This window comes from Ruegeria sp. G10, from assembly GCF_056533645.1.
Genome location: NZ_JBQFOQ010000011.1, coordinates 98,494 through 109,989, shown reverse-complemented (window position 1 = coordinate 109,989; position 11,496 = coordinate 98,494). Strand labels below are relative to the sequence as shown.

At 55.5% G+C, this 11,496-nt stretch carries 12 protein-coding genes; 3 read left to right on the top strand and 9 right to left on the bottom strand.

What is annotated here, in order from left to right:
* Positions 1–210: 210 nt before the first annotated feature.
* A complete protein-coding gene (locus ACR0KM_RS17395) occupies positions 211–1,023 on the bottom strand; it encodes a glutathione binding-like protein (protein WP_480825734.1) in 813 nt (270 codons plus the stop codon).
* Between the two features lie 356 nt (positions 1,024–1,379).
* On the opposite strand from ACR0KM_RS17395, the gene ACR0KM_RS17390 reads away from it, so the two are divergent.
* Entirely contained in the window at positions 1,380–2,147 is a 768-nt protein-coding gene (locus ACR0KM_RS17390) for an MEDS domain-containing protein (RefSeq protein ID WP_480860480.1), read from the top strand.
* 623 nt (positions 2,148–2,770) lie between these two features.
* On the opposite strand, the gene ACR0KM_RS17385 is transcribed toward ACR0KM_RS17390, so the two are convergent.
* From ACR0KM_RS17385 to ACR0KM_RS17350, 8 genes are all read right to left on the bottom strand, one after another.
* Entirely contained in the window at positions 2,771–3,742 is a 972-nt protein-coding gene (locus tag ACR0KM_RS17385) for an agmatinase (RefSeq protein WP_480860482.1), read from the bottom strand.
* A complete protein-coding gene (locus ACR0KM_RS17380; protein WP_480825728.1) occupies positions 3,739–4,185 on the bottom strand; it encodes a nucleoside deaminase in 447 nt (148 codons plus the stop codon). The genes ACR0KM_RS17385 and ACR0KM_RS17380 overlap by 4 nt, the downstream gene beginning before the upstream one ends.
* Positions 4,186–4,194: 9 nt before the next feature.
* Entirely contained in the window at positions 4,195–5,082 is an 888-nt protein-coding gene (locus ACR0KM_RS17375) for a polysaccharide deacetylase family protein (RefSeq protein ID WP_480825726.1), read from the bottom strand.
* The gene (locus ACR0KM_RS17370; protein ID WP_480825724.1) at positions 5,082–6,170 is read right to left on the bottom strand and encodes an ABC transporter ATP-binding protein; all 1,089 of its coding nucleotides are present in this window, start codon (positions 6,168–6,170) and stop codon (positions 5,082–5,084) included. Before ACR0KM_RS17370 ends, ACR0KM_RS17375 begins: the two co-directional genes overlap by 1 nt.
* A gap of 1 nt (position 6,171) precedes the next feature.
* Positions 6,172–6,969: an ABC transporter permease gene (locus ACR0KM_RS17365; protein WP_480825742.1), complete on the bottom strand. Its 798-nt coding sequence runs from the start codon at positions 6,967–6,969 to the stop codon at positions 6,172–6,174.
* Positions 6,966–7,823: an ABC transporter permease gene (locus ACR0KM_RS17360; RefSeq protein WP_480860485.1), complete on the bottom strand. Its 858-nt coding sequence runs from the start codon at positions 7,821–7,823 to the stop codon at positions 6,966–6,968. Before ACR0KM_RS17360 ends, ACR0KM_RS17365 begins: the two co-directional genes overlap by 4 nt.
* Before the next feature lie 54 nt (positions 7,824–7,877).
* Positions 7,878–9,014: a polyamine ABC transporter substrate-binding protein gene (locus ACR0KM_RS17355; RefSeq protein ID WP_480860487.1), complete on the bottom strand. Its 1,137-nt coding sequence runs from the start codon at positions 9,012–9,014 to the stop codon at positions 7,878–7,880.
* 144 nt (positions 9,015–9,158) lie between these two features.
* Positions 9,159–10,049: a LysR family transcriptional regulator gene (locus ACR0KM_RS17350; RefSeq protein WP_480860489.1), complete on the bottom strand. Its 891-nt coding sequence runs from the start codon at positions 10,047–10,049 to the stop codon at positions 9,159–9,161.
* Between the two features lie 214 nt (positions 10,050–10,263).
* Between ACR0KM_RS17350 and ACR0KM_RS17345 the strand changes: the two genes are divergently transcribed.
* Together ACR0KM_RS17345 and ACR0KM_RS17340 are read left to right on the top strand one after the other, a co-directional pair.
* Positions 10,264–10,875, top strand: coding sequence for a BtpA/SgcQ family protein (locus ACR0KM_RS17345; RefSeq protein ID WP_480860491.1), 612 nt, complete (start codon positions 10,264–10,266; stop codon positions 10,873–10,875).
* On the top strand, positions 10,872–11,495 hold the full coding sequence (locus tag ACR0KM_RS17340) for a phosphoribosyltransferase family protein (RefSeq protein ID WP_480860493.1): 624 nt from the start codon (positions 10,872–10,874) through the stop codon (positions 11,493–11,495). The genes ACR0KM_RS17345 and ACR0KM_RS17340 overlap by 4 nt, the downstream gene beginning before the upstream one ends.
* Position 11,496: the final 1 nt, after the last annotated feature.

Sequence of the window (11,496 nt, the reverse complement as noted above, 5' to 3'; positions counted from 1 at the left end):
AACCTCACCCGCCTTGGGGCCTTCGAGGTTCACCTCCATCACTTCCAAAGGTTTGCCCGCCTGAACGGCGACGGCAGCACGGGTACGCATAATCGGTGCTTTCTTTTCTGAACTGGAACGCCGCAAAGACCATGTCCGGGCGGAAAGGTGGATCGGAATGCCACCTGGGCTAACAGGGCGGCATTCCAATCTGTCCAAGTGGCCTGCGGATCAGCTCGCTGACTCAACCTCGGCGATGTAATCGTGCTTGTCGCCGGTATGAACCAGACCGGTGTTGTGGCCACCATGCGCCTCGGTGCCTTTCAAAACGGCGGTGCGGCGTGTGAAGGTCACCTTCAATTCACCGCCCAGTACCTGCCGGATCGTCTCATATTGCCATTCACTGACCTGCCGCGCTGCCGGCCGTTCAGAGATTTTTTCGAACCAGGCGCGTGTCTTGGGATGCTTAGCCCAAGCGGTATCTGGGATAATGCCGCCCGCCTCGTGCGATACGAATTCGTGGAACGCCGCCAAATCGCCATAGCTGATCTGGTCGCCGCACAGATATTCGGTGTCCTTCAGCCAGTAGTTTTCCAGCAGATCCATGGCCTCGTACAGCAGATGCTTACCTTTGCGTACCTCGGCAGTGAAATCCTTGTCTGCCCCGTAGATCATTGGTGCGAAGATCGTCCAATGGAAAGCCCCCCCGCCGAGACGCAACGTGTAGGCGTACCATTGTACGAACATGTTGACCCGCGTGCGTTCATGCAACGTACCGCCGAACCAGTGATCGGCGCAGTTATATTTCTCGTTCAGATAGCGCCCAATGGCGACATTTTCCCAGACGCGTACATCGCCGTCACAAAGGATCGGTACCTGGCCAGTCGGATTGTATTCATCTCTGAAATCCTGCCGTTCGTTGATGTTGGTCGTGATGTCAACGACCTCCTCATCATGCGGGATGTCATTTTCGATCAGGAATTGCAGAGCCGTGCGGCAGGGCTGTGAAGCCGGGTGGTGCAAAAGCCGGACTTTGTTTGTCATGTGGTGCGTCCTCTCTGTTGAAAGCCTGGCTTCACGAGCCCGGTTCAACCGGGGCATAGGTGCCGGGCGTATTTACCGAATAAAATTTAGGCAGCAGTGCATTATTCGGTGCGCATTGGTGATGAACGTTAGCTTCGAGTGCGGCATTTTGTCAATAAAATCTATGAAAGGATAGAAATGTATAGCTAAGTATAGCTAAATACCATGGGTATTGTTCACTCTATCCCGTCGGATATAGTGGGGCAGGTAAAGCAGTTACTGTGTAGAAATTGCCTTTAAGACCAACAAGCTGTGGAAATTATCAACGCGTAATGCCGTCCGTTAGAAGAGGCGAAAACTTGTCACAAGGAGTGAAAGTGAATAAGCAGCACGATCCAGGCACCGAGCTTCTGAACATCAAGGAAGCCGCAGCCATCCTGAAGGTTAGTGAGGCGTCGTTGCGTCGTTGGACCAATGCAGGGCGTTTGGTTTGTCAGCGCATTGGCGTCAAGAAAGAACGTCGTTTTCGCCGCGAGGATCTTATGGCCTTTTTGGACGGCAACGCCATGGCGGACGGCGATGCATCTCAGGTTGGCCGCCCAAGCGAGGTGTTATTGGAAGGTGTGGCCATTGAATACGGAAATCACATCTGCACACTTTATGAGAGCGATCTGGGCCGGCTAAAATGGTCGGTGCCTTTTCTCGCAGATGGTCTACGCAATGGTGACGGCTGCTTTCTGATCGCAACAGAAAAGGTGCGTGCTGAAATCCTCGGCCATATCGGTCAGGCTTGGGACGGGTTGCCCCATGCGATTGAAACCGGCCAGTTGTTGCAGAGCAGTGGCTTGCCTGATGGGGAAGAGATGTGCCGCTACATTGAGCACAACATCTTTAAGGCGACGCGGGCTGGGTGGCGAAGCTTTCGGTTGCTGGGCGATATGAGTTGGTGCTTGGACTTGGGAATGAGCCACGATCAACTGTTTGCTTACGAGCGGCAATTCAATCACGAGGTTGGTCATCGTCACCCGTTGGTCAGTGTTTGTCAGTACGACACGCGCGACTTCACCGGACCCGCAGTGCTAAATGCGCTAAAATGTCATGAAGATACATTCAAGTTCCCATTATCGAGATTTTTAGCGTCATGAACGTAAGGGTTTGGAGGGTAAACTTGGGGCGATATTTCTAGCTCAAATGGGCTTGCGATGTGCCTGCTTTGGTGTGCCATCCCATACCGGGTCGAAGGCAGAGGCAAAGTTTAAGTTTCTACATAGGGACCTGGTAGAGTTGGCGCAGCGAGTCCGGCTGGAGTGTTCTGGTCTGAGCGACACACCGTCGCTTGCCGTATAGCGGGAATCGCAGCTAACGGAAGTGAAGTTAGAGGCCCGTCATTGAAATCCGCCTCATCAGTTCGCGGCGCTATTTGTCGGTTCGCTTTGCACGTATGCTCAATCTCCTTGGGCAGGATTGTCGTTTCTGATCTGTCAAATCATACCGATGCCTGAGCTCTTCGAAGCCACCTCTAGGCTGCAGAGGCAAATGCCAATTGGCTTCAGAGGTATCCGGAATGCTCTGGCATTACTCTAAGAAATCCGCTCCGCCGTGTGAACTGGCATGCAAAATTGACCTCTGTACTGGGATAATCGGCATCCAGAAGTGACCCCCCTGATACTTCTGTTAAGAAGCTTCCTCGACGGAATAGGGTGCCGGTTGCTGTTCATTTGCACAGGCAAGGGTTGTTGTCGTGCAGGAGGCAATTCGAACGTGTGCGCTATGTGTTTTGGGCGCACCTCCGGGAAGCTATGCCACATAGCATCTCGAACATGATTGAAACGCCCAGAAGCGCTGTGCCACCCGAAGCGTCGAATGGCGGGGAAACTTCGACGAGATCAGCCCCCACGATATCGACGCCTGCCAAGAGACGCGCGACAAGCAGAGCGTCGAACCCTCCTGGTCCGCCAATTTCCGGTGTTCCGGTTCCGGGCGCCACGGAGGGATCAACGAAATCAATATCATAGGACACATATGTAGGATCGTTGCCTACGATGTCGCGGGCTTCCTGCATGACATCATAAGGTCCTCGATCAAAATACTCTTCGATCGGTATGATGCGAATACCCACCGAGGCGGCAAAATCGCGGTCTTCCATGTCGTAGGTAGTGCCGCGAATGCCTATTTGGACAACACGTTTCGGGTCCAGCAGCCCTTCTTCGACGGCACGGCGGAAGGGGGTGCCATGAGTATACATGGTGCCGCCAAAGTAGCTGTGGAATAGGTCGGTATGGCTGTCGAAGTGGATCATGCCGAGCGGTCGGTCCCGCGCCATCGACCTCAAGACGGGTAGGGTTGTCAAATGATCGCCACCTGCCGTCAGCGGGGTGATACCAGCAGCGCGGACCCGATCATAAAAGGCCGTAATCCGCGCCATGCTGTCTTCGATATCCGCGGGATTTGGCGGCACGTCACCGAGATCGGCACAATTGGCGGCCTCGAATGGACGCACGCCGGTGGCCCCGTTCTGTGCCCGGATCATGGTAGAGGCGTCGCGCAGCTGGCGCGGACCATGACGGGGGCCAGGACGATTTGTCGTACCGCTGTCCCAAGGCACCCCGATCAGCCCTATATCGACTTCGGACAGGCGCGTGTGGTCGAGATCGACATGCGGCAAACGCATGAAAGTAGGAACGCCAGCAAAGCGCGGCAGATCAAAGCCTGAGACGGGATGGAAGAAAGGATCGCTCATTCCGCGATGTCTTCGGCCCAGAGTTCCGGTTTTTCGTTTATGAAGCGCTTCATCAGCGCAATGCAATCCGGGTCTTCGGCGACCACGACTTCCACGCCGCGTTGGCGCAGAAACTCTTCATTGCCTCCGAAATTCGTGGTGTCACCGATAACCACACGCGGGATGCCAAACTGCACTATGGTGCCCGAGCACATCATGCACGGGGAAAGCGAGGTATAAAGAACCGTATCGCGATAGGTTTTCTGGCGTCCGGCCTTGCGCAGTGCGTCCATTTCGCCGTGCGCGATCGGGTCACCGCCCTGGACACGCTGGTTCCGCCCCTGGCTGACAACCTCGCCTCCGCGCGCTAGCACTGAACCGATCGGGCAGCCGCCTTCGTCGAAGCCGGCTTTGGCCTCCTCATAGGCGATCCGTAGGAGCCTTTTGTCATCATCTGACATCATCTGGGGGCCTCATTGTGTTGCGGGCGGTTGCGTGAAATGGGGCAGCACCTCCACAGAAGGTGACCAGGTCCCTTCTGCCGAAAGCTTGTCCATATGGTCAGCGATGCCAGCCAGGCTCGTGAACCACACATCGCGGCTCTCAAGCGTTTCTTCGATCCAGTTCTCGACCAGCCTCCAGCGTGCCAGCCGCCCGGTCAGGAAAGGATGGACGATCAGCATGAAAAACCCTCCGGCTTCGTATTGCGCTTCGAATTCTTCCCAGAACCCTGAGAGCCCCTGTGACGGTGATTTCACAGGCATCATATAGCCAATCTCGTCGTAATGAGCAAAGGGCGGCCAGTCGTCGGTGCCCCAATGCACAGGCATCTCGTAAAGCTGGCCGTTGGCCGCGTTTAGAGCATAAGGGATGTCGTCAGCCATTAGCGAACTGTCATAGCGCAGCCCATGCTCCAGCATCAGTTCCACTACTTCGTCGGTGATGTTATAGACCGGCGCGCGATAGCCGGTTGGCGTTCTGCCGCAAATACGCTTATGGGCCTCCAATGCGCGTTCGAACGGTTCGCGCTGGTTCCCATAGGTGGTAATCGGGTCTTCGTGGATCCAGCCATGATGGCCGATCTCGTGGCCGCCTTCGAGAATGGCCTCGATGGTTTGCGGGTACTGTTCCAGGCACCAGCCCGGGATGAAGAAGGATTGCTTCAGACCAAAGCGTCTGTACGTATCGAGAATGCGCGGCACCGCGATGTTCGGCCCGTAACGCCCCATCGAGGTCGGATAGAGCCTGCGATGGCTGTCTTCGGGGCGGGCAACATGGATCAGGCTGTCTGCATCCATGTCAAAGGTGATCGCCACGGCGCATTTCGCGCCACCTGGCCAGGGTATCGGGTTTCGGATCATTATAGGCCCTCTTGCAAAATATTGGCGCTGGCAGTGTCCCAGCCCAGCCACAGATGTGCGCCCGGTTCCAGGTCAAGTTCCAACAGCGCGCGCTCTTGCATTTGCACTTTGAACTCCAGACCGTCGGCACCCTCGAGGAAAAGCGTCACGACCGAACCGATAAACTCTTCAGAAATCAGGGTGGCCTGCGCCTTGTTGGCCGTGTCTGGTTCTGTTCCGGACAAGGTCAGCAGATCCGCCGAAACTGCAAAGCTGACCGAGCGGCCTTTTGCCGGCACCGTTTGTGGAGTTTGGGCGGTGAACGTGCCTTGCGGTGTTGCGATCTGCGTACCCTTAGCGTCGACCCCCAAGACCTCTCCGGTCAGAATGTTGTTGCGCCCCACGAATTCGGCGACAAAACGGTTTGCCGGCGCGCGATAGATGTCTTTGGGCGCCCCAACCTGCGCGATGTCGCCCTGGCTCATGATGACGACCCGGTCGGCCATGGCGAAAGCTTCTGACTGTGAATGGGTGACGTAAACAAACGTGATACCCAATTCCTTTTGCAGCTTGGTCAGCACCCCCTGCATCCGGATCACCAGATTGGCGTCGAGCGCAGAGAGAGGTTCATCCAAAAGCAGCATCTTTGGTTCCATCACAAGGCTGCGGGCCAACGCCACCCGTTGTTTCTGCCCACCGGAAAGTGTTGCGACATTGCGCTCGGCGAACTCCGCGATCTGCATGCGTTCCAGCCAGTCCAGCGCCCTGCGCTTGCGTTCCGCTGCGGCTACCCCGCGCATCTTCAGCCCGAACTCTACATTTTCGCGCGCTGTCAGGAAGGGGAATAGCGCCAGAGACTGCCAAACGAGTGGCGTGTCCCGTTCATGCGGTTTGACGTCATTCATAAGGCGTCCGGCAATTCGGATCTCGCCGCCCGTCGGCGCCTCCAAACCCGCGAGCATACGCAGCGTCGTGGTTTTGCCGCAGCCGGACGACCCCATGATGGCCAGAAACTCTCCCTCATGGATCTCGAGGTTCATATCCCGTACGGCCACAAAGTCATCAAAGCGTTTTTCAACATTGTGGAAAGTTACAAGCGGTTTAGTCATGTCAGGAATGGCTCTTGATCTGGCGGCTGATGAAAATCACCTGAGCGGCGACCACCAGCGTCATTGAGGTCAGGAAAACAAATGTCCCGATGGCGTTGACCTGAGGGTCAATGTTACCTTGAACGATTTCGAGGATCACGATGGGAACCGTTTTGTTCAGGCCCGAGACAAACCAGGCCACCGCGAATTCGTCAAAGGATACTGCCGCAGTCAGGCACAGCGAAGAGATGATGGCGGGCAGACAGAAAGGCACGATGACATGACGCATTGCCTGCCACTCGGTGCCTCCAAGGTTCCAGGCGGCAGCTTCGAGATCAGGGTCCATCTGGTGCAATCGAAGCCGAATGATCGCCATTGCAAAGGGAGCGGTTAGCACGGAATGCGCCATGATGATGCTCCACAGTTGCCCCGAAAGCCCGAGCCGGGACAACCATGCGAGCATGGCTAGCGCCATGATGATCAACGGAATGGTCGGCGGCAGGAGGATCAAGGCGAGATAAGGTCCCTTGAAGCGGAAGTTGTAGCGGAAGTCGGTGTAAGCGGTGCAGAACCCCAAGGTCGTTGCCAGCAGGGCTGTGCTTAGGGACACGATCACCGAATTACGGACCGCTTGCCATACATCTGGATCCGTCAGGATTTTCACGTACCATTCGGTCGAGAATTCACCCAGCGGGATGGTCGGAAAGCGTTGTGAATTGAACGAGAAAACAAGGCTGAAGAAGATCGGTGCAAACACAAAGGTGAAAATCAGCGCTACATAAACACCCAGAATGACATTCAATCCGCGCCCCTGCATCAGCGTGCTCCCTTGGGTTTGCGATACGCAAGCACAATGGCGGTGAACGCCACTGCGAACAGCGTCAGCATCATCATTATCGCAACAACTGCTGCCCGGGGCCATTGCTGGCCGGATTTGGTGGTGTCGAGGATCAGGATGGGCAACGTCGGTTCCTGTGAACCGCCGAGATAGAAGGGCGCTACGAAATCTCCGAACGCAAGGATAAAGCAGAACAAGGCCGCCACGATGAGCCCAGTTTTTGAAAGCGGCAGGACAACACGCCAGATCGTCGCCAAGGGCTTGCACCCCAGATTGCGCGCTGCCTCTACCAACGTCTTGTCGATATTGGCCATTGTCACGGTTTGCAGGATTACCGCCAGTGGCAATGTCAGGGTCAGATACCCGACAACTGTCCCGAAATGGGTGTTTAGCATCTTGTAGGGCCCAAGGCCGACATAGCCCAGCATGGCGTTTAAAACACCACTTTCGGCCAGTATGACGTACCAGGAAAAGGTCCGCACAAGATAGGACGTGAAGAAAGGAATAATCAGCAGGAACACCGCCCATCGGCGTAGGTTTTCAGAGGCGCGGAATGCCAGCGCCCAGGCGGCGGGAAATGCCAGCATCATGGCGATGCTGGCGCTCAGCGACGCAATGAACAGCGTGTACCAGTAGCTGTCCCAGAAATAACCGCGCGTTAGCATCCGCTGCCAGTTCACGAACTCGAAGGCCTCGGTCATGCGATAGTTCTTCACCACGAAGAACGAAATAGCGATCATGAACAGTACTGGCCCGACGAAGAAAATCAGCTGCCACAGAATGATGGGCAACCTCCAAGTCAGGGCATAAAGGTCGACTTTGTTTTTTGGTCTCAAGTGCTTCAGTCCTCGCCATGTGACGGGCGACCGATCGGGCCGCCCGTCAGCGCTTTAGGCGTTCTTGTATTCAGACCAAAAGTCGTTCCAATCCTCCAGCGTCTGCTGTTTGGGAATGTCGCGATAGTGGATGCGCCCTTCGTTTATAAGAGCGATCGGGTCATTGGGCATGCCATCTATCTGGTGGCTGCGCTTGGCCTCGTTGGGGTCAACCTCCTGCAACAGTTCACGACCGCCTTTGGTGACGCAGAAACCGGGATAAGCAAGCATCTGGGCTGACTTCACCTGACCTTCGGGTGACAGCATGTATTGGATGAAGGACTTCACAAGATCCGCTTTGCTGCTGCCCTTGCCGATACAGTAGCTTTCGGTGAACTGAATGCCGCCTTCCTTGGGAATGACCGACGCCACTGGCGCGCCATCGCGTTCCAGCACACCAGTAATCCAGTCGCCAATGCCACACATTGCCAGCATCTCACCATTCTTCAGCCCGTTGAAGGTTCCCCCGTAATCGAAAAACCCGCCAACCTGTTCGCGCAGGCTCATCGTGGTGTCCTGCACCGCTTGCCATTGATCGTCATTGAGATCCCAGAGTCCCGCCCCATTGCCGTTCTTCAGGCTCATCATGCCGAGGTTGGGCAGATGCCAGTCAAAATGGCCCACCTTGCCCTGCAGTTCGGGTTTCCAGAAGCCTTCATAGCTCGATGCTTCCTCGGCGCTCAGGGCGGTGGTGTTGTAGGACACCCCCAGGTGTCCGCCGCGCAGGATCATCGAATAAAGAGTGTCTCCGTCCCAGTGGCCCGGGAATTTCGTGAAGTCCTCGTGCAACATGTCATCGAAGGGGTAGTCGTTGTGGTCAAGTTCCTCGATGTAGCCGGCTGCGTTCAGTTGCTGCACGAACTCGCCATCTGATAGAATAATGTCATAAGTGCCAGGAGGTGATTGCGCGATTAGTGCCAACATATTGTCCCCGCCTGCATAGTATTTGGGCACAAACTTAACGTTGTTGGCCTCTTCAAATGCGCCCACCATGTCGGGTTCACCATGGCCATACCATGCCAGCATATTGATTTCAGTGGTCTGCGCCCAGGCGCGACCCACAAAAGGAGTTGCTAAGGCGATACCGCCACCTATCCGCAATACATCTCTTCTCAGATATTGTTTCTTGTTGTTTTCTTGAGATTTTTTCATAAATCATACTCCGCTGCTGTCTGGTCGTTTTTTGCGCCCGCGTTTGGCTTTGGACACGGGCGGAAAGCCCTTTTGCAAAGACTACTCAGAATCCGGAGTCATAGGAAATTTATGCGTGAAATGGATGCATTAAGCCTTCTTATGTCAGACCTCTCTGGCGACCTTGTCGACCAGCACGTTTTCGATCGTCCGGGTCAGCCGTTCCGCAGCCAGATTGCCCCAGCTGCCCAGTCGGGTCTGCCGATAGAACAGTCCAATTCGCAAGGGTTCCAGAGCAGGCAGTCCCTCGTCCCCTGAAATCAGCCGCATGCCTTTCTGGGTGGTTGGCGTCGTCAGGCACGTAAAGCCAAGCCCATCGCGTACGGCGTCCTGAACTGCATCGATATTGGGACTTGAGAACACCACCCGCCAATTCCGCTGGACCGACTTCAGAGCATCTGTCATCCGCTGGCGGTAAACGCAGCCCGGAGGATGTGCCACAAGTGGTAGGTCGTCGAACTGGTCTGGGCGAATGGTGTCTGCACCCACCCAAACCGGCTGTTCCTGCCACTGCTGAACAAGAAACTGCGGATCGCCGCCTTGATACAGCGCGACAATGATGTCGAGCTCGTCACGCATCAATGCGTCGTGCAGATTCTGTGACAAATCGCAGTTGATCGTCACCTTAAGCCCGTCGTTTTCTTTCACTAGGGATGTGACTTCTTGCTGCAATAACCGAACGCCATAGTCTAGCGGCAGGCCGATACGCAGATCCATGTCTGCATCCGGCCTTTCAAAAAGACCCATGGCCATGTCGTTAAGCCGCAGAATCTGCCTTGCGTGCATGGCCAATGCTTCGCCCTTTTCGCTGACATGCATTGTCCGACCTTTCTGTCGGATAAGCTTGTACCCCACGAGGTCTTCCAGACGCTTGATCTGCAGGCTGACCGCTGGTTGCGAACGGTTGAGAAGATCGGCAGCGCGGGTGTGGCTCTTGACCTCGATCACGGTGACGAAGGTTCGCAACAGATCGGTTGGCAAGTTAACGACGCGCATGTCGTCGAATTTCGAATACTAATCCATAGATTGCAATAATAAATTTCTGTTATCCCGATATGTTGCCTATTCTGCCCTTATGCAGCGTGATGCTTTTCACAAATTGTTCAAATCAACCGGGCCTGTTGTTCTGCCGGTAATCCATGTGCTCGATCTGCCACGCACCTTGCGGAATGTACGAGAGGTCATAGGTGCAGGCGCCGCCGGGTGCTTCTTGATCAATCATGATTTCGAGCCCGAGCTTTTCCTGCCCATCATCAGCAGTACGCGCGCGGCATATCCGTCCCTTTGGATGGGCGTCAACTTTCTGGCAGTCACGGGGAAGGAGGCATTCCCGATGCTGGGGGCGCTGGCATCGGAAGGCATTACTGTCGATGCTTACTGGGCCGATGACGCTCGCATCGACGAACATGGCGAAAACATCGAAGCACGAGAAATTGCTCAGATTTACGAGGACAGCGGCTGGAACGGCCTGTACTTCGGGGGCACTTGTTTCAAGAAACAGCGTGAGATTGAGCCTAGGCATTATGCGGATGCTGCCCACGAAGCATGCGCCTTCATGGACGTTGTCACGACATCGGGCGTGGCGACAGGTCAGGAAGCGGACCTTGGCAAGATTGCCACCTTCCGACATGCCATTGGGAACAAGGCTCTCGCGATCGCGTCCGGCATCACGCCGGAGAATGCTGAAAGCTATCGCGATGTAGATTGCTTCATGGTTGCCACAGGTATCAATGAAGCAGGCAATTTCTATGACATCAACCCTGCAAGGCTTCACGCATTGATGCAGGTAACACGCTCCCTCGGACAGAGAGAAAAACCATGACAGCACGAAACAAAGGCCCGCGCGACGATCGCTGGTATCTCAACATTATGGCCCCTAACACCAAGGGGGACAAGTTTGCCTGGCTGGATCCGACCTCGATCTATATTAACGGTGCGGCCTTCGACGATCTTCTTGATGATCTGATGGCTGATCTGCAAGACGTTGAGTATGACCTTGTTGGTGGGCTGGACGCGATGGGCTTTGTGCTTGGGGCCGCAATTGCGGCCCGTTCCGGCGTGGGTTTCCTGCCCATCCGAAAGGCCGGCAAACTGTGTGTGGACACTGACAAGGTGAGTTTCGGAAATTACTCTGGCCGCACACAGGAGATGGAGATGCGCAAACCTGCATTTGGCGCAGGCACGCGGGTTCTACTGGCCGATCAATGGGTCGAGACCGGTGGTACGATGGAAGGTGCGATCCGACTGGTCGAGCGTCAAGACGGTGTCGTGGCCGGGATTTTGGCCATAGCGATCGAGGAAAACGAGCGCACAGAGAGTTATCGCAAAGCTTTCCCTTGCATTTCTGCCGTTGTTCCAGGGTCGCGCTGGCAGGTAGAATGCAATGCACAAACGCTTAGCAGCTTTGACAACTACTCGCCGGAACTGGCGTTTCCGCGCTAAA

Excerpts from the sequence above, each read along its gene's own strand:
- ACR0KM_RS17395 (WP_480825734.1), bottom strand. The coding sequence starts at position 1,023 with ATGACAAACAAAGTCCGGCTTTTGCACCACCCGGCTTCACAGCCCTGC.
- ACR0KM_RS17385 (WP_480860482.1), bottom strand. The coding sequence starts at position 3,742 with ATGAGCGATCCTTTCTTCCATCCCGTCTCAGGCTTTGATCTGCCGCGC.
- ACR0KM_RS17380 (WP_480825728.1), bottom strand. The coding sequence starts at position 4,185 with ATGATGTCAGATGATGACAAAAGGCTCCTACGGATCGCCTATGAGGAG.
- ACR0KM_RS17375 (WP_480825726.1), bottom strand. The coding sequence starts at position 5,082 with ATGATCCGAAACCCGATACCCTGGCCAGGTGGCGCGAAATGCGCCGTG.
- ACR0KM_RS17370 (WP_480825724.1), bottom strand. The coding sequence starts at position 6,170 with ATGACTAAACCGCTTGTAACTTTCCACAATGTTGAAAAACGCTTTGAT.
- ACR0KM_RS17355 (WP_480860487.1), bottom strand. The coding sequence starts at position 9,014 with ATGAAAAAATCTCAAGAAAACAACAAGAAACAATATCTGAGAAGAGAT.
- ACR0KM_RS17350 (WP_480860489.1), bottom strand. The coding sequence starts at position 10,049 with ATGCGCGTCGTTAACTTGCCAACCGATCTGTTGCGAACCTTCGTCACC.
- ACR0KM_RS17340 (WP_480860493.1), top strand. The coding sequence starts at position 10,872 with ATGACAGCACGAAACAAAGGCCCGCGCGACGATCGCTGGTATCTCAAC.